Annotated in this window: 21 protein-coding genes; 15 read left to right on the forward strand and 6 right to left on the reverse strand. The window is 63.2% G+C overall.

Annotated features, from left to right (window positions below; all coding sequences use genetic code 11):
* The first annotated feature begins 25 nt into the window (after positions 1 to 25).
* The 3 genes from J0909_RS03010 to J0909_RS03020 all read left to right on the forward strand — a co-directional run bounded on the left by J0909_RS03010 (position 26) and on the right by J0909_RS03020 (position 3716).
* Positions 26 to 2080 carry a ribonuclease catalytic domain-containing protein gene (locus tag J0909_RS03010; RefSeq protein WP_207260376.1) on the forward strand — a complete coding sequence of 685 codons (2055 nt, stop codon included), beginning with the start codon at positions 26 to 28 and terminating at the stop codon, positions 2078 to 2080.
* 70 nt (positions 2081 to 2150) lie between these two features.
* Complete coding sequence (gene plsY / locus J0909_RS03015) at positions 2151 to 2738, forward strand: glycerol-3-phosphate 1-O-acyltransferase PlsY (RefSeq protein WP_207260377.1); 588 nt, start codon at positions 2151 to 2153, stop codon at positions 2736 to 2738.
* Positions 2739 to 2741: 3 nt separating this feature from the next.
* Entirely contained in the window at positions 2742 to 3716 is a 975-nt protein-coding gene (locus tag J0909_RS03020) for a cation diffusion facilitator family transporter (RefSeq protein ID WP_207260378.1), read from the forward strand.
* A 195-nt stretch (positions 3717 to 3911) separates the two neighbouring features.
* Here J0909_RS03020 and hflX read toward each other — a convergent pair whose 3' ends face one another.
* From hflX to J0909_RS03035, 3 genes are all read right to left on the reverse strand, one after another.
* Positions 3912 to 5519 carry a GTPase HflX gene (hflX, locus tag J0909_RS03025; protein WP_286181724.1) on the reverse strand — a complete coding sequence of 536 codons (1608 nt, stop codon included), beginning with the start codon at positions 5517 to 5519 and terminating at the stop codon, positions 3912 to 3914.
* A gap of 210 nt (positions 5520 to 5729) precedes the next feature.
* The gene (locus J0909_RS03030) at positions 5730 to 6326 is read right to left on the reverse strand and encodes an IMP cyclohydrolase (RefSeq protein ID WP_207260379.1); all 597 of its coding nucleotides are present in this window, start codon (positions 6324 to 6326) and stop codon (positions 5730 to 5732) included.
* 467 nt (positions 6327 to 6793) lie between these two features.
* Positions 6794 to 7357 carry a tetratricopeptide repeat protein gene (locus J0909_RS03035; RefSeq protein ID WP_207260380.1) on the reverse strand — a complete coding sequence of 188 codons (564 nt, stop codon included), beginning with the start codon at positions 7355 to 7357 and terminating at the stop codon, positions 6794 to 6796.
* Positions 7358 to 7789: 432 nt separating this feature from the next.
* On the opposite strand from J0909_RS03035, the gene flgB reads away from it, so the two are divergent.
* The 7 genes from flgB to J0909_RS03070 are packed head-to-tail and all read left to right on the forward strand — an operon-like array spanning position 7790 to position 13774.
* Positions 7790 to 8200 (forward strand): flagellar basal body rod protein FlgB, encoded by a 411-nt coding sequence (gene flgB, locus J0909_RS03040; RefSeq protein WP_207260381.1) that lies wholly within the window; start codon positions 7790 to 7792, stop codon positions 8198 to 8200.
* Positions 8201 to 8641: a flagellar basal body rod protein FlgC gene (flgC, locus tag J0909_RS03045; RefSeq protein ID WP_207260383.1), complete on the forward strand. Its 441-nt coding sequence runs from the start codon at positions 8201 to 8203 to the stop codon at positions 8639 to 8641.
* A 19-nt stretch (positions 8642 to 8660) separates the two neighbouring features.
* The gene (fliE, locus tag J0909_RS03050) at positions 8661 to 8990 is read left to right on the forward strand and encodes a flagellar hook-basal body complex protein FliE (RefSeq protein ID WP_207260384.1); all 330 of its coding nucleotides are present in this window, start codon (positions 8661 to 8663) and stop codon (positions 8988 to 8990) included.
* A 48-nt stretch (positions 8991 to 9038) separates the two neighbouring features.
* The gene (gene fliF, locus J0909_RS03055; RefSeq protein WP_207260386.1) at positions 9039 to 10631 is read left to right on the forward strand and encodes a flagellar basal-body MS-ring/collar protein FliF; all 1593 of its coding nucleotides are present in this window, start codon (positions 9039 to 9041) and stop codon (positions 10629 to 10631) included.
* Positions 10632 to 10634: 3 nt separating this feature from the next.
* Positions 10635 to 11633, forward strand: a complete 999-nt coding sequence (gene fliG / locus J0909_RS03060; RefSeq protein ID WP_207260388.1) for a flagellar motor switch protein FliG — start codon at positions 10635 to 10637, stop codon at positions 11631 to 11633.
* The gene (locus J0909_RS03065) at positions 11620 to 12369 is read left to right on the forward strand and encodes a FliH/SctL family protein (RefSeq protein ID WP_207260389.1); all 750 of its coding nucleotides are present in this window, start codon (positions 11620 to 11622) and stop codon (positions 12367 to 12369) included. The genes fliG and J0909_RS03065 overlap by 14 nt, the downstream gene beginning before the upstream one ends.
* A 1-nt stretch (position 12370) precedes the next feature.
* Entirely contained in the window at positions 12371 to 13774 is a 1404-nt protein-coding gene (locus tag J0909_RS03070; protein WP_207260390.1) for a FliI/YscN family ATPase, read from the forward strand.
* On the opposite strand, the gene J0909_RS03075 is transcribed toward J0909_RS03070, so the two are convergent.
* Together J0909_RS03075 and J0909_RS03080 are read right to left on the reverse strand one after the other, a co-directional pair.
* On the reverse strand, positions 13771 to 15903 hold the full coding sequence (locus J0909_RS03075) for an AsmA family protein (protein ID WP_207260391.1): 2133 nt from the start codon (positions 15901 to 15903) through the stop codon (positions 13771 to 13773). The genes J0909_RS03070 and J0909_RS03075 overlap by 4 nt on opposite strands.
* 25 nt (positions 15904 to 15928) lie before the next feature.
* On the reverse strand, positions 15929 to 16237 hold the full coding sequence (locus J0909_RS03080; RefSeq protein ID WP_207260392.1) for a MerR family transcriptional regulator: 309 nt from the start codon (positions 16235 to 16237) through the stop codon (positions 15929 to 15931).
* A gap of 118 nt (positions 16238 to 16355) precedes the next feature.
* On the opposite strand from J0909_RS03080, the gene J0909_RS03085 reads away from it, so the two are divergent.
* The 5 genes from J0909_RS03085 to J0909_RS03105 are packed head-to-tail and all read left to right on the forward strand — an operon-like array spanning position 16356 to position 21946.
* Positions 16356 to 16850: a MarR family winged helix-turn-helix transcriptional regulator gene (locus tag J0909_RS03085; protein WP_207260393.1), complete on the forward strand. Its 495-nt coding sequence runs from the start codon at positions 16356 to 16358 to the stop codon at positions 16848 to 16850.
* Between the two features lie 59 nt (positions 16851 to 16909).
* Complete coding sequence (locus tag J0909_RS03090; protein ID WP_207260394.1) at positions 16910 to 17938, forward strand: biotin/lipoyl-containing protein; 1029 nt, start codon at positions 16910 to 16912, stop codon at positions 17936 to 17938.
* A gap of 9 nt (positions 17939 to 17947) precedes the next feature.
* On the forward strand, positions 17948 to 19687 hold the full coding sequence (locus tag J0909_RS03095) for an ATP-binding cassette domain-containing protein (protein ID WP_207260396.1): 1740 nt from the start codon (positions 17948 to 17950) through the stop codon (positions 19685 to 19687).
* Between the two features lie 2 nt (positions 19688 to 19689).
* Positions 19690 to 20829 carry an ABC transporter permease gene (locus J0909_RS03100; RefSeq protein WP_207260397.1) on the forward strand — a complete coding sequence of 380 codons (1140 nt, stop codon included), beginning with the start codon at positions 19690 to 19692 and terminating at the stop codon, positions 20827 to 20829.
* 4 nt (positions 20830 to 20833) lie between these two features.
* Positions 20834 to 21946: an ABC transporter permease gene (locus J0909_RS03105; RefSeq protein ID WP_207260398.1), complete on the forward strand. Its 1113-nt coding sequence runs from the start codon at positions 20834 to 20836 to the stop codon at positions 21944 to 21946.
* An 88-nt stretch (positions 21947 to 22034) separates the two neighbouring features.
* Here the strand turns inward: J0909_RS03105 and pheT are convergent, their stop codons facing one another.
* Positions 22035 to 24437, reverse strand: a complete 2403-nt coding sequence (gene pheT / locus J0909_RS03110) for a phenylalanine--tRNA ligase subunit beta (RefSeq protein ID WP_207260399.1) — start codon at positions 24435 to 24437, stop codon at positions 22035 to 22037.
* Positions 24438 to 24451 lie beyond the last annotated feature (14 nt).

Raw genomic sequence — 24451 nt, forward strand, 5'->3', positions numbered from 1 at the left:
CAACGAAAAAAGAATTGACTGACATATGGCTAAAATAATCCCCCTCGGCCCCACCATCCGCCCCGGCACGGTGGTGGAATTCATGCACGGCGACCAGCCTCAACTCGCCTGGGTGCTGGAGGAATCGTCCGGCAAGCTCCGTCTGCTGACCATCAACAAGCGGGAAATGAAGTTGCCCGCCGCCCGGCTACTCCCTTGGCAGGGGCCGACATTGTCCGCGGACGTGTCCCGCCAGGACATCCAGAACATCCTGAACGAGCGCCAGGAAACGCGCGGCGAAATCCAGGCGGGACTGGATGTCATGGAGCTGTGGGAACTGGCCCAAGGCGAAGTGGAATCCGCGCCCCTGTCGTGGTTCGCGGACCTTCTCTGGGAGGAATGGGATGCGGACAGGCTGGCCGCTTTAGGGCGTGCCATGCTCCAGGCCAAGACCCACTTCAAATTCCGCCCACCCGTATTCGAGATCTGGCCCGCCGAAAAGGTAGAGCAAAAGCTCCGGCAACAGGCCGAGGGAAAAGAGCGCGAGGCCATCACCGCCGCCGGGCAAACCCTGCTCGGGGAACTCTGGGGGGCCTACAACCAAGGCCGCAAGCCGCGCCTGGCCGAACTGGCCCCGGACCTGGCCGACGGGCTTTCCCGCATTCTCAGGGGCAAGGTGGGCGAAACCCTGGACGAAGAGGACCGCAAGACCTGGGCGGCCATCGCCAAGGGGCTGCCCGACGTGCCGCACCTGGCCCTGCTCCTGGCCCAGACATGGGGTATCCTGCCGCCGCACCACAACTACCACCTGGACGAGGCCGAGTATGCGTGGGGTGGCGGATGGTCGGAATCCTTCACCAATGAAATCAATGAATTGAAAAGACGCTTTTCCAATCATGTCCAGGCTCCCGAGAGTGGGAACCCAGTGTCCATCGACGCCAGCACCACCCGCGACATCGACGACGCCTTCAGTATCGAAAAACACGGCGCGGGATACAAACTGTCCATCGTCCTGGCCCGACCCGAGGCTCACTGGACCTTCGGCTCGCCCCTGGACAAGGCGGTCCTGCACCGGGCCTCCAGCCTATATCTGCCCGAAGGCACCAGCCACATGATGCCCGAGCGGCTCGGCACCGGCCTGTACTCCCTGATTGAGGGGGAAGCGCGCCCGGCCCTGATCACGGATTTCTATCTGGATGGCGACGGCACCTTGGAGAAGGTCGAGCCGCGCACGGCCTGGGTCCGGGTCAAAACCAACACCACTTACGAGGCCGCGGACCGGGCCATCGCGGAGCGGACCGATCCAGCCCTGATGCTGGCCCATGAACTGGCCGCCCACCTTCTGGAGCGGCGGCTGGCCTCGGGCGCCTGCGTGATCCGCAAGCCCGAGCCCATCGTCAGCCTGAGCGGCGACGGCGCACAAACCGAGGTGGACATAACACTCAAGACGCCCAGCCCGCGCTCGGAACTGGTCATCAGCGAATTCATGATCCTGGCCAATTCGGGGCTCGCCCTGTGGGCCAGGGACAACGGTGTGCCCCTGCTCCACCGCACCCAGGACATAGCCCTACCCCCGGAAGCTGCGGGCATCTTCACCGAACCAGCCGAAATCCTGCGCTCGGTCAAGCTGCTTCTGCCGCCCACTCTGGAGACCTCGCCCAAGCGCCACGCTGCCCTGGGCGTCCCGGCCTATGCGCCCATCACCTCGCCGTTGCGGCGCTACACCGACTTCATCAACATGGCCCAGGTCGAAACCTTCCTAGCCTCGGGCGAACCGCGCTTGAACCGCGACGAACTGGATCAGTTGATCACCCACCTGAACATGCGCATCCAGGCGGTAGGCATGGTGCAGCGTTTCCGTCCCCGATACTGGAAACTGGTCTACTTGGCCAAGCGCCGCCGCGAATTCCAGCCCGCCGTGCTGGTGGACGAGGCCGGCCCCATGGCCACCCTGTCCATGCCGCATCTCCAAATCAACGTGCGCGCACCCAAGAAAATGCTCGGCGACAAGCTCTACCCGGGCCAGAAATTCATGATAAATTTCTCGCGCATTGACCCGCTGACCAACGAAATCCGGTTGAGCGAAGCCCTAGAAGAATGACCGGGCTTTTCAACGTGCCGAAAAATCTGTAGTATCACGCAGCAACTGCGATTTATCAGGAGAAATCACCATGACGTTCATCTTCTGGGCCCTGCTCGCCTATATCCTCGGCTCCATCCCGTTCGGGCTGGTCATAGCCAAAACCGCGTGCAACACCGACCCGCGACAGGACGGCAGCAAAAATACCGGCGCCACCAACGTGGCCCGGCTGTGCGGCATGAAATACGGCATCGCCACCCTGGCCTGCGATGTGCTCAAAGGCCTTTTGCCCGTGGTCTTCGCCGCGTCCTGGATCGAATCCCCCTTCGCACTGTCCCTGATCGCCCTGGCGGCCATCCTCGGCCACGTCTTTTCCTGCTTCATGCACTTCAAAGGCGGCAAGGCCGTGGCCACCACCGTGGGCGCTTTCCTGGGCCTTGCCTTCTGGCCCGCGCTCATCTGCGTGGTCCTGTGCCTGCTCATGATCTGGCTGACCGGCCACGTATCCATGGGCTCCCTGACCTTCGCCCTGTCCTTGCCGGTGCTTATGCTCCTGTCCGGTAATTTCGCCTACATCCCGATGGCCCTGGTCGTCATGCTCATCCTGTTCTGGCGGCACAAGGAAAACATCCGTCGACTTGCCCGAGGCGAGGAAAAACCCTGGCTCAAAAAGGAATAACCCGTGCAGAAGGCCTCCCCCAAGCGCTACGCCGTCTATTCCATCGGGGCTTCCATCCTGACCCTGGTGCTGAAATTCGGCGCGTGGGGGATGACCGGTTCGGTCGGCCTGCTCTCGGACGCCACTGAATCCTTGGTCAACCTGACGGCGGGCGTGCTCGCCCTGACGGCCATCACCATAGCCCTGCGTCCGGCCGACGAGGATCATGCCTACGGCCACGGCAAGGCCGAATATTTCTCCAGCGGCATCGAGGGGGTGCTGATCATTGTGGCCGCCTTCGGAATCGGCTACACGGCCATCGACCGCTTCTTCTCCCCCCAGAGCCTGACCCATCTCGGCCCCGGTCTGCTCCTGGCCCTGGTCTCTTCGATCATCAATTTCCTGGTCGCCCGGATCATGCTCCGCGCGGCCGAGCGCTTCGACTCCATTACCCTGGAGGCGGATGCCCGGCACCTGTTGACCGACGTCTGGACCTCAGTGGGGCTGGTGGCCGGGCTGGCCGTGATCATCGTCATGCCGGAGTGGAAGCTCCTCGACCCGATCATCGCCGCGGTCATGGCCGTGAACATCGTCTTCACCGGCCTGGGGCTGCTCAAGCGGTCCGTGGGGGGGCTCATGGACGACTCCCTGCCCGCAGAGGAACTCAGGCTCATCGCCGACGCCATCCACAGCTACGGCGGCAGGGAATCATCCTTCCACGGCCTGCGCACGCGCAAATCGGGCCCCAAGCGCTTCATCGACTTCCACCTGGTGGTGCCCGGCTCCATGACCGTGCATGACTCCCACGAACTCTGTGAACTCATTGAAGAACTAATCCACTCCAAGCTTCCCCACGCCGAGGTGACCATCCACGTCGAACCACGGGAAAACCAGGCCTCCTACGATGGCAAGATCGTGGGCGGGGCCTGCGCCGCATCCCTTGGCAGAGACTGTCCCATGACCTCGCCACTCCCGCCCAAGGACGAAGCGGACAAATAGGCCAGCACTCCCCGCTCCCCGCTTGACGGGACGTGGTCGCTTCTCCGAGCGCACCCTCGCCCTCACCTTACGTCGGATGCGGTCCAAGACGCATGGGCCGGGCCCGCACGCATACGGCGCGGGTCCGGCTTCCATTCAAAAAGCAAAGGACTGTCCGGAGAAAAGGGAGGTGTGCCGCAACAGCCGCCGAAGGCATCAGAACCCCTGTTTTTCCCAGGGGATGTTCCGCAAAATGGCCTCAACCACAGGTTCCAGGGTAGGCCGGTCCACGGCCACCGCCGGAATGCCGTCGGGGAAGACGTGACGCATGGCCTCACGCCCTTCCTCATCGAGCCTGTCCCACTTGTTCAGGACCAGAATGGACGGAATGTCCGACAGTTCCATCTCGTCGAGAATGGCGCGGACCGCTTCCACCTGCTCCTCCACTTCGGGATGGGAGGCGTCGCAGACCAGGACCAGCAGGTCGGCGGAGTCCAACTCCTCCAGGGTGGCCTGGAAGGCCTCCTTGAGGTCCGGCGGCAGGCGGCGGATGAAGCCCACGGTATCGGTCAGGACCACTTCGCGTTCCTCGGGGAAACGGATGCGGCGGCTGGTTGGGTCCAAGGTGGCGAAGAGCTTGTCCTCGGCCAAAACCTTGGATTGGGTCAGCGTGTTCAACAGCGTGGACTTGCCCGCATTGGTGTAGCCCACCAGGGAAACGATGGGCAGCCCCGCCTTGGCGCGGCGTTCCCGGGTCTGGGAACGGTGCTTGCGGACCTGTTGGAGTTCGTCCTTGAGCCGGGTCAGCCGGTCGTTGGCCCGACGGCGGTCGATCTCCAATTTGGTCTCGCCGGGCCCGCGTCCGCCGATGCCGCCCATGAGCCGGGACATGGCCCGGTTTTTCCCGACCAGACGCGGCAGAGTGTATTTGAGCTGGGCCATCTCCACCTGGAGCTTGCCGGACTTGGAGGTGGCGTGCTGAGCGAAGATGTCCAGAATGAGCTGAGTGCGATCCAGGATCTTGCGCTCTGTGATCTCGGCCAGATTGCGCATCTGGGTGGGCGAAAGTTCCTGATCGAAGATGATAATGGAGGCATTGGCCTGGAGGGCGCGGACTTCAAGATCGGCCAGCTTGCCCTTGCCCATGATGAACTTGGGATTGCGCTTGCGCACCCGCTGAATCATGGTCCCGGCAGCGGTCAGCCCGGCGGTGTCGGCCAGCTCGGCCAATTCCGCAAGGGAAAGCTCCTGCACCGGGCGTGGCGTCTCGTCCACGCTGACCAGGAGCGCCCGGTCCTCGTCCGAGCCGGTTCCCTGGCCGTCCGCCTGACGGCGGAACTCGTCCTCCAGGGCGGTGGTGACGGCCCCCAAATCGTGCTCGAACCGGTCCCAACGCACGGGCGGAAACAGCTCATAGCTCTTTTCGTCCGGATTGGGCGGCAGCAGATGGGCGGCCTCCACGGCCACGGGCGCCCCTTCGCGCACGGTCAGGGCGGCCACGGAGTCAAGGCGCAGGAAGACCATGTCCATGAGGTCCTCCTGACTGAGGGTTTCCTCGGCCAGATGGGTATGCAGCAGCCGCAGGCCGCGCAAACGGCCCGAGCTCATCCGCGCGCGGGGCAATTCGGGAATGTAGATGGACCGGTTGTCGCCCACCAGCACCATGACTACCTTGCCTTGGCGGTCAATGAGCAGGCCGAGTTGGCGGCCGGTGTCGGTGGACAGTTCGGCCAATTCGCGGCCCTGTTCGGTGGTATAGACCGAGTCGGTCGGGAACTGGCGCTGGTACAGGCGGGACAGGCGTTTGATCTGGTTGGGCTTCAACCCCTGGAGGTTGCCCTTGGGCTTCTGGGCTATGATTGTGCTCCCTGGTAAATTCGAATGCGGCCAAGAACGGCCGTTCCATCAATAACCGAACAGGGAGCGGAAATCACCCCGATTCTTTCGTTCTCGGCAGGATTTCCGCTCCCTGATCCATATCGTCAAAACCGCCTCCTGCCACGGACTCGGGCAGACGGCCCGGGCGCGCTGGCCCTAGACGTCGTTCTCGCTCAGGTACTTGGTAATCATGGCATCGTATTCACTGGTCAGCCGGAAGGTCAGGGTGGCCATCTCCTTGCGGAACTCAAGCGTCAGGCCGCCATGCTCCTTGATCTCCCTCTCGACCGTCTCGTAATACTGGGGATCGGGGACCACGCAGACGGAGTGGAAATTCTTGGCCGTGGCTCGAAGCATGGTCGGGCCGCCGATGTCGATCTGCTCGACAGCGGCCTTCAGGTCCAGTCCCTTGGCCACGGCGTCGGCGAAATTATAGAGATTGACGCAGACCAGATCGAAGGGCTCGATGCCGAAATCACGCAGGGTTTCCATGTGCGCCTCGTCGTCCTTGTCGGCCAGGATGCCGCCGTGGATGTGCGGGTGCAGGGTCTTGACCCGGCCGCCGAGGATCTCGGGGAAATCGGTGACGTCGGATACCGAGGTGACGGGCAGCCCGGCTTCTTTCAACATTTTTTTGGTTCCGCCGGTGGATACCAACTCACAGTCCTGGTCCACCAGGAATTTGGCGAACTCGGCCAGGCCGGTTTTGTCGGTAACGGACAGTATGGCTCGCTTAACAGGCAACAGATTCATCGCAACCTCACTTGATGTTTTGAGTGCCTGTGCCAGATTTGCCGCCCAAACGCAAGGCGCGGAAGGCCACGGTTTCCGGCGAAAAACAGCGCGAAAAACAGCGTCTTTTCCACAGGTGTTCATAAACGGAGAGAAACGCGGTCCGAAAACCGCGCCAAAACCGGGAACAGGCCCATCCCTCCGCACGGAACGTGGGTGGGACGTCCCCGGGCCGCCCTGCGTGACGCACTAAAAAACGGGAATCGGCGCTGAGGACCGCCTGCGGGAAGGTTCGGAAGGGGGAGAGTCCGGCCATGGACGCCAAACGTCGGAAAGCGACAAAACCGACGCACGGATTTCCCGCGCGAGGCATCGTCTCGTCCACGACAACGCGGCTAGCACGCCCGCGAGCCGATCTCAAGGCTGATTCCCCGCCCCGCTTCCACAAGGAATACGGGACGGGAAATCAACGGGAGGGGAGACCGTGATCAGGACCGGAACTGGTCAAGCATTTCCTTGGCCGCAGCGTTCTCGGGGTCCTTTTCGAGAAGGACCTCAAGCTGGCTGATGGCCGCGTCCTTCTGCCCGGCGCAGGCCAGGCACCCGGCCAGGGAGTAGCGCACTTCGTGCTTGGCCGGGTCGATTTCGAGGTAATTTTCGAGATGCGGAATGATCTCGTCGAGACGTTCCAGTTCATGGCCGAGCCGGATCAGGCTGAACAGGGCGACCATGTTTTCGGGATTCATACCGATGGCCTCGATGAACAGGGAGAAGGCTTCGTCCTTGTTGCCGTTCTCCATGCAGATGAGCGCTATCCCGGAAAGACTTTTGTCCGACGGCTCGACCTTGTGAGCCTTCCGGTACATGATCTCGGCGTTTTCCAGATCGCCGCGCTGGACGGCGACCGTGGCCAGGCCGAGATAGGGGTCGGGATGGACGCCGTTGGAACCGACGGCCTTCTTGTAGTACTCCTCGGCCTTGTCCAGCTCACCCATGAACAGGTAGCATTCGCCGAGTTCCTTATTGATTTCATAATCCAGATGACCACTCATAATTCCCCTCCATTTCTCCTTTGCCCGGAGGCCGGGCTGAAAAGATATCTTGGGCCGATTCGGCCAAAAGCGACATAGCAATCAATGTGCCAAAAGGTAAAAACCATGTTGCCGCAATCCGCCCATGTCACTCATAACATGCTGCACAGATTGAACTTCAATGAGACACCCACCACTCGGCACTCTCCCCGGCCCAGCTCCGGAACGGGCCGGAGCGGAAGAATCTACCGCGTTTTCCGCTCGCTTCGGCCAAGCCTGACCGCAGCCGATTATCCGAAAGTCTGACGTCACAGATGCTGTCTTTCACACTTTCCATTTAATTTCAATCAGTTATTTAATTGGAACGGGAGTTGCTTAAAGTCTGGCGGCCCTGGCGGAAAAACGTGCCCCCGCCGGACCGCAACCGATACGCGAATGCAGGAGGAGCAAGGCATGCGAGGACTTTTCGAGCAACATCTCAACGTCACGGCGAAGGTTATGGACCTGCGCCTGGAACGTCAAAATATCGTCACGGGCAACATCGCCAACGTGAACACGCCGGGCTACAAGGCCCGCCGTCTCGAATTCGAAAACCGCCTCCAGGACGCCCTGAATCAGAACGCCCTGGGCAAGCTCACCCGCACCCAGCAGGACCACCTGCCCACGACCTTCGACCCCGACGGGTTCAAAGGCGATGGACTCCAGGATTTTCGGGCGCGGGAAGTCTACGGCCAGGACGAAGTAAACCTGGACAAGGAAATGACCACCAGCGCCAAGAACACCATGATGTACAACGCCCTGGCATCGGTCATCAAGAAGAGCTTCGAGGGCATGAACAAAGTCATCATGGAAGGGAGCAAGTAAATGGACATCATGACAGCGATGGACATCGGCGCGTCCGGGCTCACGGCCCAACGGGCGCAACTCAACGTCATTTCCATGAACATGGCCAACATCCGCACCACCAAGACGGCGACGGGCGGACCGTACCAGCGCAAGTCGGTCTCCTTCGAGTCCACCCCGGTATACTCGCCCTTCGACCAGGCCATGCAGAACCAGCTCAACCGCGATTTGGAAGGGGTCAAGGTCCTCGGCGTGACCGCCGACAACCGCCCCTTCAAGCAGGCCTACGAACCCGACCACCCGGACGCCAACGATCAGGGCTATGTGTTCTACCCGGACATCAATGTGGTCGAGGAGATGGCCAACATGATGCAGGCCATGCGCGGCTACGAGGCCAACGTCCAGACCGTCCAGGCGGCCAAAAACATGTTTCAAAAAGCTCTGACCATCTCCCAGGGCTAAGAGTAAGGAGGTATAAGCAATGGTCGTCAAAAGCGTCGCTCTCAGCGCCTACCAGAACGCCATGGACATCCGCCGCCGCTCGGTGGACTCCATGGTTTCCCAGAGCCTGAAGAAACCCCAGGAACCCGTCCAGAGCTTCGGCGATACCCTCAAGTCCTCCCTGGTCAAGGTCAACGACCTTCAGGAAACCAAAGAGACGATGATCGAGGAGTTCGCCTCGGGCAAGACCCAGAACGTGCATGAATTGATGATCTCCATGCAGAAGGCCGGCATGGCCATGCAGATGACCGGCGCCGTCCGTTCCAAGATCATGACCGCGTACAAGGAAGTCATGCAGATGCCCTTCTAGGGCGCTGTGATTGACGCAATACCGCAACGTTAGCTGGAGAAAGAGAAGATGCCTCCGTTCGTCGCCGAATACTGGTCCAAGATGCAGGGGTTGTGGGCCGACCGCACCGTGTCCCAACGTATCCTCATAGGTGGGCTGGCCGCCGCCGTGATCATCTCCTTCGCGCTGATGATCTATTGGATGAACAAACCCGACTACCGGGTCCTGATGAGCAACCTCTATCCCGAGGACGCCTCCCGCGTGGTGGGCATGCTCCAGGCCCAAAAGGAAGACTACAAGCTCGAGAACAACGGCAAGACCATCATGGTCCCCGCGGACCGGGTCTACGAGCTGCGTCTCAAGGTCGCGGGCGAAGGCAACCTGCACGGCCAGGGCATCGGCTTTGAAATCTTCGACGAGGTCCAGATCGGCCAGACCGACTTCGTCCAGCACGTCAACTATCAACGCGCCCTCCAGGGCGAACTGGCCCGGACCATCACCGAATTTCCCATCGTGGACAAGGCCAGGGTCCACCTGGTCATTCCGCAAAAATCCCTGTTCATCGAGGACCAGGTCGCGCCGTCCGCATCCATTGTCCTGCAGCTCAAGGGCGACGGCAAACTCGAACCCGACGAGATCAAGGGCATCGTCAACCTGGTGTCCATGGCCGTTGAAGGGCTCGAACCCAAGAACATCACGGTCACGGACATGAAGGGGCACCCGCTCTACACCCCCGAGGACGAGACCACCGGTCTGGCCATGTCCAATGCCCAGCTTCAGCACAAGGCGGACGTGGAAGGCAAGCTGCAACGCCGGATCCTCGAACTCCTCGGCCCGGCCGTGGGCCCGGAGAAGGTCATCGCCCGGGTCAACGCCGACCTCGATTTCAGCCAGCGCACCGTGCGCAAGGAAATGTACGACCCGAGCAGCGCCGTGGTCCGCTCCGAAACCCGCAACGAGGAGACCACGCAGGGTGCGGCTTCGCTGGCGGGCGGCGAGCCCGACGTCAATTTCCGGGGCGACGGCTTCTCCGGCACCAAGACCACCCAGGATTCCACCCGCGAGTCCCGAACGACCAACTTCGAGATCGACAAGCAGGAAGAAAATATTATTGCCCCGGTCGGGGAATTGAAACGTCTGACCGTTGCGGTTATCGTGGACGGGACGTGGCAGGCGGACGCCAACGGCAATCAGGTCTACGTGCCCCGCTCCGCCGAGGAGATCAACCGCATCCGTACCCTGATCGAGAACGCGGTAGGCTTTGACGTAGCGCGCGGCGACACCATCGAGGTCAGCAACATCTCGTTCGGCGAACCGCAATTGACCGACGGCGATTCCCTCATGCGGACCATGCTGGAATACGCCCAGCGGCTGGGCAAGCCGTTCCTCAACGGCCTGTTGATCTTCCTCTTCCTCATCCTGGTCGTCCGGCCGGTGGTCATGGCCCTGATCCGGCCCAGAGTCGCCGAGCAGGAGATCGAGGAGATGGCCGGGCTGCCCGGTTCCGAGCGGCTGGCCCTGGAGGAGGAAGAGATGGACGAGGAGGCCCTGGACGCTTCCAGACGGTTGGAAAACGCCAAGAACCACGCCATCCAGTTGTCCGACGAAAACATCGACCAGGCAGTCCACCTGCTCAAAACCTGGCTTACCCAGGAGGCGTAAGACATGGCAGACTTCAGCGGCCCCCAGAAAACGGCCATCGTGCTCCTCGCCCTGGGCGACAAGTTCACGGCGGAGGTGTTCAAACGCATGGAGCGCAACGAGATCGCCGCCGTGTCCAAGGCCATGCTCGAAACCGATTCCATCCCCAAGGAAGAGGTCCTGGAAGTGCTCAAGGAGTACAACGAGGCCCTGGCTTACGGCGCGGAACTGCTGGTGGGCGGCCCGGAACAGGTCAAGCGTCTGCTGACCCAGTCCCTGGACGCGGAGACCGCCAAGTACATCATGGATTCCCTGGACCTGGACACCGGCCCCACGCCGTTCCAGGAGCTGGAAAACGTCAGCCCGCGCATCCTGGCCCAGATACTGCGCAACGAACACCCGCAGACCCTGGCACTCATCCTGGGGCACCTGCACCCGGACCAGGCCGCCGAGCTCATCCAGAACCTGCCCGCGGGCGTACGCGCCGAGGTGCTCATGCGTCTGGCCAAGCTCGAAGCCGTGGCCGAGGAAATGCTCATGGAAGTGGACAAGGTGCTCCAGAGCCAGCTCATCGCCATGGGCGGCAAGGAAGGCAAAAAGGTCGGCGGCGTCAATTCCGTGGCCGAAATTCTCAACGCAGTGGACCGCAACACCGAGGAAGAGGTTCTGTCCGAAATCGAGGAGGAGTCCACCCAGATGGCCGAGGACATCCGCAACCTCATGTTCGTGTTCGAAGACGTCAAGGGCATCGACGACATCGCCATTCGCGAGCTGCTCAAGGAGGTCTCCAACGAGGACCTCACCGTGGCGCTGAAGGGCGCCAGCGAGGAGCTGCGCGAAAAGTTCTTCAAGAACCTGTCCGAGCGCGCCTCGGCCATGATCAAGGAGGACCTGGAGATCATGCCGCCCAAGAAGCTCTCCGAGGTGGAGGCCGCCCAGCAGTCCATCGTCAAGACCGTCCGCCGCCTGGAGGACGAGGGCAAGATCGTCATCAGCCGAGGTGGCAGCGATGTCTTTATCTAAAGCCAACACCCGCCCGCCGCGCATGACGGGCAAGGTCGTGGTCGGCATGGACACGCCCGGCCCCGACGAGATGACCATCCAGGAGCTGGAGGGCAAGCGCCAGCTCATCTGGGACGAGTCCACCAACGAGGAGTATCTGACCCGCGTGCGCGAAAAGGCCCGGGACGCGGCCAAGGAAATCAAGATGCTGGCCGAACTCGAAGCCGAGGCCCTGCGCGCCACGGCCCGTCACGAGGGATACACCCAGGGGCTGGCCGACGCCCAGGCGTTCGTGGACCAGCACATCCAAGACATTTCGGCCAAGGCCGAAACCCTGCTCGCCAATCTCGGGGCCCAGGGCGGCACCATTTTCGAAACCAGGCGGCAGGAGGTGGTCCGGCTCATCCGCCTGGCGCTGAGCAAGACCCTCAAGGTGGAGATGAGCGAGAAGCGGGCCGAATCGTTGCAAGCCCTGATGGTCGAGGCCCTGGACCGCATAGAATCCCAGCGGCGCATCGAAATCCGCTGCAACCCCGAAGAAACCGCGGAACTCGAGGAATTCGTGCGCACCATCCAGGACCGCAACCCATCCCTCAAATACTGGACCGTCAAGGGCGACCCCGCCATTGAGATGGGCGGCGTGGTCATCGAGGCCGAGGGCGGCAAGGTGGACAACACCATCGAGACCCGCTGGAAAGCCGTGGAGCCCATATTCGACCAGTTGGCCGAGCAGATCACCGTCGGCGACAAGGACTAACATGGACGCGGACACGAAGCTCGGCCTGCTTGAAGGGCTCGACCCCTGCCAGACCTTCGGCAAGGTCACCAAGGTGGTCGGCCTCATTGCCGAAGGACACGGCATCAAGGCGCCGCTCGGCTCGGTCTGCTATCTCCTGCCCATGGGGCACGACCCCATACCGGCCGAAGTGGTCGGTTTCCGGGATGGCGCCTGCCTGTTCATGCCCTATTCGGACATGCGCGGCATCGGCCCCGGGTCGTTGATCCAGAATGCGGCCACCCCGCCGCACATGCCGGTGGGCTCCGCCCTTCTCGGCCGGGCCGTGGACGCCTTCGGCGATCCGCTGGACGGCAAGGGCCCCATCCACGCCGAGACCTTCGCCCCCCTGCACCGCGAACCGCCCAACCCACTGGAACGCCCGCGCATCAATGAGCCGCTCGACGTCGGCATCCGCTCGGTCAACGCTCTTTTGACGCTCGGCAAAGGCCAGCGCGTCGGCATCATGGCCGGTTCCGGCGTGGGCAAGTCCACCACCCTGGGCATGATGGCCCGTTACACCAAAGCGGACATCAACGTCATCGCCCTGGTCGGCGAACGCGGCAGGGAAGTGGTGGAGTTCATGGAACGCGACCTCGGCCCCGAGGGCATGGCCCGGTCCGTCCTGGTGGTGGCCACCTCGGACAAGAGCCCGCTCATCCGAATGCGCGCGGCCTACGCGGCCACGGCCGTGGCCGAATATTTCCGGGACCTGGGCAACGACGTATTGCTGATGATGGACTCGGTCACGCGTTTCGCCATGGCGGGCCGCGAGGTCGGTCTGGCCGCGGGCGAACCGCCCACACGCGGCGGCTACACCCCGTCGGTCTTCGCCCACCTGCCCCAGCTCCTGGAACGCGCGGGCAAAAACCGCAAAGGGTCCATTACCGGCATTTATACGGTCCTGGTGGACGGCGACGACTTCACCGAACCCATCGCGGACTCCACCCGTTCCATCCTAGACGGGCACATCGTCCTGACCCGCGAACTGGCCGACCTGGGCCACTACCCGGCCATAGACGTGCTCAAGTCCATCAGCCGTCTCCGAAGCGACATCACCACCAAGGAAGCCCAGACGGACGGACGCGCCCTGCTCCGGCACATGGCCACCTTCAAGCGCGTGGAGGACATGGTCAACATCGGGGCCTATCAACGGGGAGCCAACCCCGAGGTGGACATGGCCATCAACATGGTCGGCCCCATCAACGGCTTCCTGCGCCAACTGGTGGAGGAAAGGGAGAGCCTGGACGGGGCGTTCAAGGCCATGCACGAACTGGTGGAGGAAACCCCCGAGGCCTCGACCCGACAGGCCGCCCCGCAAGCCCAGGCCAAATCCCGCCAGCAGCTCAAGAAGGCACCGAGCAACATCAAACTGCGCGCCCGCTAGAATATCCCGAGAAATTTCTTTCGTCCGGGCTCTTCCGACGTAGTCCCGCCCCCAATCGCCGACCCCACGCCCCTGACCACGCTGCCGACCCCGCCGAGGACCGTGCCCACAGTGTCGATCACCGCCCCGCCCAGGGCCTTGGCGTACTCCTGGACAGAAACCCAGTAATGCGGTTCATCAATGGTCCCGGTGACGTGGATGGGAACCATAATCCCGAACAACTCGCCGGATGACTTGCCGCCCTGTCCTTCGCCCGTGGGCACCAACTTGGCCTTGACCATGTAATCTATCTTCCGGGTGACCAGGGAGAATGCGCCATGCCCGTCCGCGCGCAGCCCCGGGGCCTTGACCTCCAGGTCCTTGTTGGAGACGATGCCGTCCTTGACGGTCGCGGTCCCGGCGATGGAGCCGAACCGGGTGGCGTCGGTCCGCGTGGATTCCACCGTGTCCCGCCCCTTGGCCGAATGGGTGGTCCGGGCCATGCGTACCAGGTCCACGCCCGGGAACACGCCGTCGGACAACTTGAAGGAGAGCTCGCCGCCCAAGGTGCCGAGCAGTTCGGGCGCGCGCTCGCCCCGGCCGTTCAGGTCGGCGGCGCAATCCAGGATTCCGGCGTATTCGGCCCCGCCGGTCACGTCCCGGGCCAGCCCGCCGACGTCCAGGTGGGCCGCCGTCGAACGAATCCTGACCACAGGCTCGCCCTGCTGGACATCAACATTGCCCGCAACCCGCACGACGCCGCCGTAGCCCTCGGCGGAAAGAGGATCAACGGTCAGCAGGCCGGCCCTGCAGACGGCCGACGCGGCCACATTGGTGAACCGCGCCCCGCCAAGGGAGAGCCCGGCCGCCTTGACGTCCAGGTCGAAATCCAGCCGCCGGAGGATCTCGGCGGGCAGGACCGCGCCGTCCGGCAATTCGCCCCTGGTCCATGCCCGGGACGCACCGCCCACGGCGCGCCCGAGCGGCAGGTAACGGTCCACGTCCACTTCACCCGCCTCCAATTGCACCGTGAACCGGGGCCATGCGCCGCCGCGCTCCACCACCCCCCTGCCCGTGACGCGACAGCCGTCCACGGACAATTCTCCGTTCTCCACGGTCAACCGTCCGGGCTTGAACTCCACCTTGGCCGTGCCGCCCACCTCGGTCAGGGCCTGGGGATCGGCGGTGTCCGGGAGCGGAACGCCCAGGCCGGCGAAGACCTTGCGCAGGTCGGTCGGCCGCAGGGTCAAATCGGCCGAGGCCATCCCGAGCCCATGGCCCTCCCCCCGGACCGCGCCATCCGCAAGGAGGGTGGCCCCGTAGGCCGTCCCTTCCAATCCCGCAAACCGGGCCTCGGCCCTGTTGAAATCCACGGTCAGGGACCGCAGAGTCAAATTTCCGTGCACCGCCCCGCCGGGGAGAAAAGCCCCCGAGGCCTTGACCGACGCGCGCATGCCCGCGAGTCTGCACCGGAGATTCGCCGGATCGAAAGAGGCCCGCCCCTCCAGGGTCAGGGTCCCATTGACGTCCGGAGTGCCGCAGTCGATGTCCACGGACAGTTTAACCGGAAACAGCCCGTCCCGGCCGGTCCGCCCCGTGGCCGCCTCAATCCCTCGCAACACGCCCCGGACGCCCGTCTCGCGATCATCCCAGATCAACCTGCCATCGGTTACGGCCAAACCGGCCACGTCCAGGCCGAAGGCGCTCCGCCCGGCTTCCGCGCCCGCACCGGCCGCGTCCGGCTTCCGGCCAACCAGATCGTCCCAGTTGGTCCCGCCCAATACATTCCGTCCCAGATTCAGGACCGGCCCGTCCAATTCGAGCCGCCGAAACCGAATCTTGCCCGCAAACAACGGCAGCAGGCGCACGGTCACGTGGGCCGACCGCACCGAAAGCATGGGCTCGGAGCCGAATCCGTCGGCGTTGCCCAGGGAAAGCCCCCCCAGGCTCACACCGGGAACAGGAAAAAAGGTCAGGGAAATGTCGCCGTCAAAGGACAGGGTTCGACCCGTCTTCAGAAACACGGCTCGGCTGATGCGGTCCTTGTAGTCGTTGGGATCGAACACGGCCGCGAAAATGAGCACCGAGAGCGCGCACAGGAAGAGACACGCGCCCAGGCCGATCAGCCCGAATTTCAAGAAGTTGCCCATGGTACTCCCCATGCGGCTGGTCCCGTTAGCGCCGCAGGAGATCCCGGATGGACAGCAACTCGTCGCGCACTTCGCACAAGATGTCGCCGTGTTCTCGGGCGCGCAGTTTTTTCTTGGCCCCGTCGATGGTCAGCCCTTCGTCGTAGAGGAGCCGCTTTATTTCACGGATGATCTCCAGGTGTTCCTCGGTATACAGGCGCTGCCCGCTCTCGGTGCGGATGGGGTCGATTTCGTCGAACTCGCCCTCCCAAAACCGGAGCACGTAGGTCTTGACCCCGATTGCCTTGGCGGCTTGCCCGATCTTGTACCGCTTGAAATCCTGTAAATCTTCCATCCCAAACCCTTACCAAATCCCCCGGCCGCCTTCAACAACGATCAGGGGGAAGATACCCCGGCGGACGGCATCTCCATCCCCCCCTTGACATTGGTTAGCCTCCTAACTAAAATGAGGCATGTTTTTCCTGAAGGACTTTCCCGACGAAGAGATGGTCGCCCGCCTGCGGCAGGTGCTCCCCACGGCCGATGCGGACCGGGTGCAGATCTTCCTCCGCCTGCTTGTTTTGGGCAGCGAATGCCTGTCCCATCTGGACCGGCTGCTCGAAAGGCACGGCCTGAGCCACAGCCGCTGGCTCGTGCTCATGCTGCTGCGGCGCAGGGAGGTCTGGCGGGCCCTGCCTTCGGAACTGGCTCGGGAACAGGGCATCACCCGGGCGACCATGTCGGGGCTGACCCAACGCCTGGAGAAGCAGGGGTTGATCACCAGGCAGCCCGACGACCACGACAAACGGCAAACCGTGATCGTCTTGACGCCGGACGGTGCATCCCTGATAGAGCGTGTCCTGCCGCAATGCGTCGCGCTCATGGAGCAGGTCCTCTCTCCGCTGGAGGGAAATGAAAAAAACGAATTCAAACGGTTGATCGCAAAATTGTTTCCCCTGCGCGCCTGACGCGCGCAAGGGCCGGGCCGCCGAAGTTTTCGCCCACAACAACAGGAAGTCATCTGGCTATGCGCAAAGTTGTCATTATCATCATCGTGTCGGTGGTACTCCTCGGCGGCGGGGGGTACTGGGGCTACAGGGCGTTTCTTTGCAGCGACTGCCCGACCTCCAGCGAACTGGTCCTCTACGGCAATGTGGACATCCGTCAGGTCAACCTCGCCTTCAAGGACAACGAACGAATCCGGGACGTCCTCGTCGAGGAAGGCGACGTGGTAAAGGCGGGACAGACCCTGGCCCGGTTGCAGACCCGGCGGCTGGAAGCCGAAATAACGGCTCTCAAGGCGGGAGTGGACGCCCAGAAATATATGGTCATCCAATTGGAAAACGGATTCAGACCCGAAGAAATCCAGCAAGCGCGGGCCGAGGAACGGCAGGCCCAGGCCGAGCGGGAGCTCACCCGGCGGACCTACGAACGGCAGGTGCGGTTGCTCAAGAGCGGGGCCAACGCGCAGCAGGATCTTGACGACGCCCTGGCCCGATATGATGTGGCCAAGGCCAAATACCAGGTGGCGGTGCAGAATCGAATTTTGAAGGAAAAGGGACCCCGGTGGGAGGAGATAGCCTCGGCCAAGGCGTCCCTGCACAAGCTTGAGGCCGACCTGGAGACCCTTCAGGTAAAGCTGGCCGAAAGCGTACTCCACGCTCCCAAGGCCGCGGTGGTCCGCAGCCGCAACCTGGAGCCGGGCGACATGGCCTCCGCCCAGAGCCCGGTCTTCACCCTGAGCGTCATGGACCCCAAATGGGTCCGGACCTACATCCCCGAGGACAAGCTCGGACGGATCAAGCCAGGCATGCCAGGCTACGCAGTGTCCGACTCATGGCCGAACAAGCGGTTCGAGGGCCGGATCGGATTCATCTCCTCCACCGCGGAATTCACGCCCCGGTCCGTGGAAACGCCGGAGTTGCGGACCTCCCTTGTCTACGAAGTCCGCCTGAACGTCCACGATCCCGAAAACGAATTACGCCTGGGCATGCCGGTCACGGTCCACCTTGAGCCCGCGGCGGACCCCAACGCGCAGCCCGCCGACGGGAATTAGGTACGCGCCATGCCGGAAGCTCGCGCCGCTTCACCCCTGACGGTCAAGGGCCTGCGCAAGACCTTCGCCCGGGGCAAAGGCCGTGTGGAGGCCTTGTGCGGCATCTCCTTCGACCTTGAGCCCGGCAGCGTCAACGCCCTGCTCGGCCCCGACGGCGCAGGCAAGACCACGCTCATCCGCCTGGCCACGGGCGTCATGGCCCCGGACTCCGGCGTCGTGACCGTGCTCGGCATGGACTCCGTCAGGCAGGCCCGGGACATCCAGGCGGCCATCGGCTACATGCCCCAGCGCTTCGGCCTGTACGAGGACCTGACCGTACAGGAGAACCTGAATCTTTACGCGGACCTCCAAGGCGTGGGCCGCGAGGTACGCGGCAAGCGCTACGAATCCCTGATGGAAATGACCAACTTGGCCCCGTTTACCGGACGACTGGCCGGGCGCTTGTCCGGGGGGATGAAGCAAAAGCTCGGGCTGGCCTGCTCCCTGCTCAAGACCCCGCAATTCCTGCTCCTGGATGAGCCCACGGTGGGCGTGGACCCTCTGTCCCGCCGCGAGCTGTGGTCCATCGTGGACACCCTGGTCCGGCAGGACAACATCACCGTGCTGGTCAGCACCGCCTATCTGGACGAGGCCGCGCGCTGCGACCGGGTCTTCATCCTCCAGGACGGCAAAATGATCGGCCAGGGCACGCCGGACTCGTTTATCGGCCAGGCCGAAGGCCGGACCTGGCGGGTCAAACCCGAAACCACGCCACGCGTGGTGCAGAGCCGCCTCTTCGGAAAACCGGAGATCGTCGACGCCACTCTGGAGTCGGGCCGGGTCCGCGTGGTCACCCGGGAGGCCGAAGTGCCCGAGGTCCTGTTCCGCGAAGCCGGAGCCGGAACCCCCAAGCCCGTCGATCCGCTCTTCGAAGATGGATTCATGCTACTGCTCAACCGGGACGCCCAGGCGGAGCCCCAAGCCCTGAATGTGTCCAAAGTGCATGGGACCGGCGACGACACGGCCATCCGGGTCACCGGGCTGGAAAGGCGCTTCGGTGATTTTTATGCGGTCAAGGGACTGGAATTTTCCGTCCGACGAGGAGAGATATTCGGCCTGCTCGGCCCCAACGGAGCGGGCAAATCCACTACCTTCCGCATGCTTTGCGGCCTGCTCCCCGCCACGGGGGGAACCCTGGAAGTGGGCGGGCTGAATCTGCGCCGGGCCGCGGCCAAGGCCCGAAAGAACCTGGGCTACATGGCCCAGAAATTCTCCCTCTACGGGCAGCTTTCCGTGCTGGAAAACCTCAACTTCTTCAGCAAGGTCTACGGGCTGTCCGGCTCTCACCGCGAGGAGCGCGTGCAATGGGCCATGAAGGAGCTGGATCTGACCGAACAGGCCGACGCCACCTCCGGCGAACTGCCTTTCGGCTTCCGGCAACGCCTCTCCCTGGCCTGCGCCCTGATGCACGAGCCAGACATCCTCTTTCTGGATGAGCCCACATCCGGCGTGGACCCCCTGGCCCGGCGGCAATTCTGGGCCAGAATAAACTCCCTGGCCGAACAGGGCGTGACCGTGGTGGTCACCACGCATTTCATGGAAGAGGCCGAATACTGCGACCGCATGCTGATCATGATGGCCGGGGAGCTGCTGGCCCAGGGCACGCCGGACGAAATCCGCCAATACGCCGGAAGCGGCGACGACGCGACCATCGAAGAGGCCTTCATCACCCTCGTCGAAGAACGCCGGGCGCGGCAAAAGGAGGGATGACCGTGCAAAGGCAACTCAACCGCACGCGCCTGCGCGCCCTGCTCGTCAAGGAATGGCTCCAGATCATCAGGGATCCGTCAAGCATCGCCCTGGCCTTCTTCATCCCCATCATCATGCTCCTGCTGTTCGGCTACGGCATCAGCCTGGACCCCAAGGAATTGCCCGTGGCCTTCGTCATGGACAAACCCGACCCCACGAGCTCGACCCTGCTGGCCCGCTTTCGCCATTCGGACTATTTCAACCCCATGCCCATGACCTCCTTTGCCGAGGCACAACAACTGCTGCTGGCCCGAAAGGTGGACGCGGTCATCCGGTTGCAGGCGGACTTCACCCGCCGTCTCATGACCGGCGGACAAGCCCCGGTGCAACTCATCGTCAACGGGGTGGACTCCAACCGGGCCCTCCAGATTCTCGGTTACGTGACCATGACCTGGCAAAAATGGCTGGCCTCGACCTCAAAGACCCTGCCGGGGACGCAGAGCCTGGGGCCGGTCGGCCTGGTGGACCTGCAACAGCGCATCTGGTTCAACGAAGCCATCCGCAGCGAGAACTTCCTGGTTCCCGGCCTGATGGCCATCATCATGACCCTGATCGGCACCCTGCTGACGGCCATGGTCATGGCCCGCGAGTGGGAGCGCGGGACCATGGAGGCCCTGCTGGTCACCCCGGTCAGCCGGTTGGAAATCGTCCTGGGCAAACTGATCCCCTACTTCCTGCTCGGCATGGGGGGGCTGGTGTTATGCATCGTCATGGCCGTGTTCCTGTTCAACGTCCCGTTCCGGGGCTCCCTGGTTCTGCTCCTGTTCCTCGGGGGCGTGTTCATGACCGGCACTCTGGGGCTCGGGCTGTTCATCTCCTCCACGGCCAAGAACCAGTTCGTAGCCGGCCAGATCGCCCTGCTGGCCGCCTTCCTGCCATCCTTCTTCCTGTCCGGATTCATCTTCGAGCTGGCGAGCACCCCCCAGTTCATCCAGGTACTTTCCTACATCGTCCCGGCCAAATATTTCGTCAACATAGTCCAGACCTTGTTCCTGGCGGGCAACGTAACCTCGGTACTGCTGCCCAACCTCGCGGGCATGGCCATCCTGGCTCTGGTCTTCATGACCCTGGCCTTCCGCAAGACACGCAAGAGCCTGGAGTGATCCCATGGAAACCGTCCGCCGCATCATCGCCCTGGTCATCAAGGAATTCCTGACCCTGTTCAAGGACCCCAAGAGCCGCACCGTGGTCATTGGCCCCCCGCTTATCCAACTGGTCCTGTTCGGCTATGCGGCCACCTTCGACCTGACTAACATACCCTATGCGTTCGAGGACCTGAGCCGATCCGCCGAGTCCAGGGAACTGCTGTCCGGGGTGTCCGGGTCCCCATATTTCCACCTGGTGGGCGAAGTTCGCGGCGAAACCATGATCCGGCGGATGATAGACAGCCGAAAGGTGAGCTTCGTCCTGCGCATCGGGCAGACCTTCGCCCGGGACCTGCAAGCGAGCCGGGACGCTCCGGTGCAGGCCCTGCTGGACGGCCGCAATTCCAATACCGCCGGGATCATCGGCAACTACCTGGGCAACGTGATAGGCGAGTACAACGCCACGCGGCTGGCCAAGGCGGGCCGGGCAAGCCCGTCCATCGTGGTCTCCCGCATCTACTACAACGAGAACGCCCTCAGCCGCGACTTCTTCGTGCCCGGCATCGTCGGGCTCATCGCCATGGTGGTGACCCTGCTGGTGACCGCCCTGTCCGTGGCCCGCGAACGGGAGCACGGGACCTTCGACCAATTGCTGGTCACGCCGCTCTCCCCGGTCGGCATCCTCATCGGCAAGGCCGCACCGGGCCTGATCATCGGCCTGCTGGAGGCCACGCTGATCATGTTGGCCGCGGTCTACTGGTTCGAAGTGCCCCTGCGCGGCAACCTGGGTTTGCTCTACCTGGGGCTGTTCTTTTTCATCTTCGCGGCCGTAGGCGTGGGGTTGATGATCTCTTCCCTGTGCGTAACCATGCAGCAGGCCCTGCTCGGCTCCTTCCTGTTCCTGATGCCGTCCGTGCTCCTCTCCGGCTTCGCCACGCCCATCGCCAACATGGCCACCGTGGTGCAGTGGATCACCCTGATCAATCCCCTGCGCTACGTCCTGGTCCTGATTCGCGGGGTGTTCATCGAGAACTCGCCGACCTATGTGCTGCTCATGCAGGTCTGGCCCCTGGCCCTGATCGGCCTGGCTTGCATGGCCCTGGCCGTGGTCATGTTCCGCAACCGAATCTATTGAGCCCCCGGCGATCCTTCGACTTGCCCTTTCCACGCAAAAAGGCCCTGTTCCGTGCGGAACAGGGCCCTTGTTTGCAGGATGGCGCCGTCTAGAACCGGATGGGCAGGTTCTTTTCCAAGGCGTCCAGAATCTTTTTGTGCTCCTTGTCCACCTGCTTGTCCTTGAGGGTCTTGTCAGGCGACCGGTAGGTCAGGCGGAAGGAGAGATTGCGTTCCGCATCCTGGCCCTGAGGCACGAACTCGGCCACCAGTTCCACGGATTCGAGGATGTCCACCCCGGCGGACAGGATGGTCTCGCGAATGGCGTCGGCATGCAGGGTCACCGGGCCGATGACGGTCACGTCGCGACGGCTCGGCGGGAAAACCGGCAGCGGCCGGAAGTCGATGCGATGAGCGGCGACCATCTCGCGCAGGCCGTCCAGGTTGAAATCGGCCAGCCAGACGTCCTTGCGGGCGTGGTAGTAGTCGGCCATCTCCTCGCGCACCCGGCCCATGAAACCAATGGCTTCACCGGACACGGCCACCCGCACGCACGGTTCGAGGTAGGGGTGTTCCTCCTCGGCCACGGTAAAGACCGGGGCTTCGAGCTTGAGTGCATCGCACAGCAGGTGTTCCACATGTCCCTTGAGGTCCAGGTAATCGACATCGCCGTGGGGCCAGGGCCATTCCGCGGCATGGCGCGGACCGTAAAGCAACAGGCCCAGCCGATTCTGCTCACGGGTCTCGGTCTCGGAGGTCTCGTCGCGGACGAACCGCTTGGCCACTTCGAACAGACGGATATGGTTGTTGCCTTGGGCCAGGTTGTTCTTGAGCGTATTGAGCAGGCCGGGGGCGAGCTCGGTGCGCATGACGTTCTGTTCCTCAGACAGCGGATTGGCGATGAACACCCGGCCTTCCTCGGGCAGGTGCAGCCGGTCGAGGTCGTCGGAGCCGGTGAAGCTGTAGTTGATGGCCTCGTTCAGCCCCACGCCTCGTCCCCATTCCTTGACCCGGCGAATGAAATGATAGACCGGAATTCCCGCCTCGGCCTCCAGGGATTTGGAGACCTTGGGCAGGACCGCCGGAATGCGGTCCAGGCCGTAGACGCGGCCCACTTCCTCGTACAGGTCCACTTCACGCTCCAGGTCCAACCTATGGGACGGGGAGTTTACGGACCAGTTATCCGGATCGGCGTCGTTCACGGCGCAGCCTTCGAGCTCGAAGACCTTCTTGGCGAAGGCGGGCTCCAGGTCCAGGCCGAGCAGGGCCATGCAGCGCTTGTGGCGATACCCATGGGTGCGGTCCCGCCACGGCCGGGGTTCGGCGGAGGCCACGCCGGAAAGGACCGTGCCGCCGGAGGTTTCGGCTATGAGCTGGGCCGCGCGATCCTGGGCAAAACGGGTCATGATCTGGTCCACCCCGCGCTCGAAGCGATAGGAGGCCTCGGACGGCAGGGACAGCCTGCGGGCGGTCTTGCGGATGGTCCCGGGCCGGAACACGGCGGCTTCGAGCAAGACGTTGGTGGACGCCTTGCCCATCTCGGAATTCAGGCCGCCCATGACGCCGGCCAGGGCCACGGGCTTGACGCCGTCCCAGATGAGCAGATCGTTGGCGGTGAGCGCACGCTCCACGTTGTCCAGAGTGGTGAACTTCATGCCGTCCGTGGCCGGGGCCACGCGGATGGTCGCCTTCTCGATCAGGTCGAGGTCGAAGGAGTGCAGGGGCTGGCCCAACTCGAACATGATAAAGTTGGTCACATCCACGATGTTGGAAATGGGACGCTGGCCCAGGGCAAGGAGCTTGAAACGCATCCAGTCCGGGGCCTTGCGGGTCGTGACGCCCTTGATGATCCGGGCGTGGTAGGCCGGACACAGCTCGGGGTCGTCAATGACGATCCGGACTTCCTCCGCCGCGTTGCCGCCGCCCTCGTTCAGGTTGAGCTTCGGAAGGGTCAAGGGCAGGTCGAAGGCCAGCGCGGTTTCGCGGGCGAAGCCGAGGATGGAAAGGCAATCCGCGCGGTTGGGAGTGATATCGAAATCGAAGACCACCCGCTCCAGGTTCAGGGCGTCCACCAGTTTGTCGCCGACTTTAAGCGCGTCGTCGAGCACCCAGATGCCTTCATGATCTTCGGAAAAGCCCAACTCACGCTCGGAGCAAATCATGCCCATGGACTTGACGCCCCGCAGCTTGGCCTTCTTGATCTTCATGCCGTCGGGCATGGTCGTGCCGACCAGCGCCACGGGCACTTTCTGGCCCTTGGCCACGTTGGGGGCCCCGCAAACGATGGTCAGGGCCTCGGGGCCGCCCACGTCCACGGTGCACACGGACAGATGGTCCGACTCCGGGTGCGGTTCACGTTCGGCGACGAAGCCGACCACGATGTCCTTGACCGGTTCGAAGGGATCGGTGATGCCGTCCAGCTCAAGCCCGAGCATGGTCAGCTTGTCACCAAGGACCTGGATGTCCCCCTCATAGGGGACGAATTCACGCAACCAATTCAAGCTAACTAACATGAGTGCCTCCGGCG

Origin of the sequence: Desulfovibrio sp. Huiquan2017, from assembly GCF_017351175.1 — a bacterium.
In the GTDB taxonomy this organism is placed as follows: domain Bacteria; phylum Desulfobacterota; class Desulfovibrionia; order Desulfovibrionales; family Desulfovibrionaceae; genus Pseudodesulfovibrio.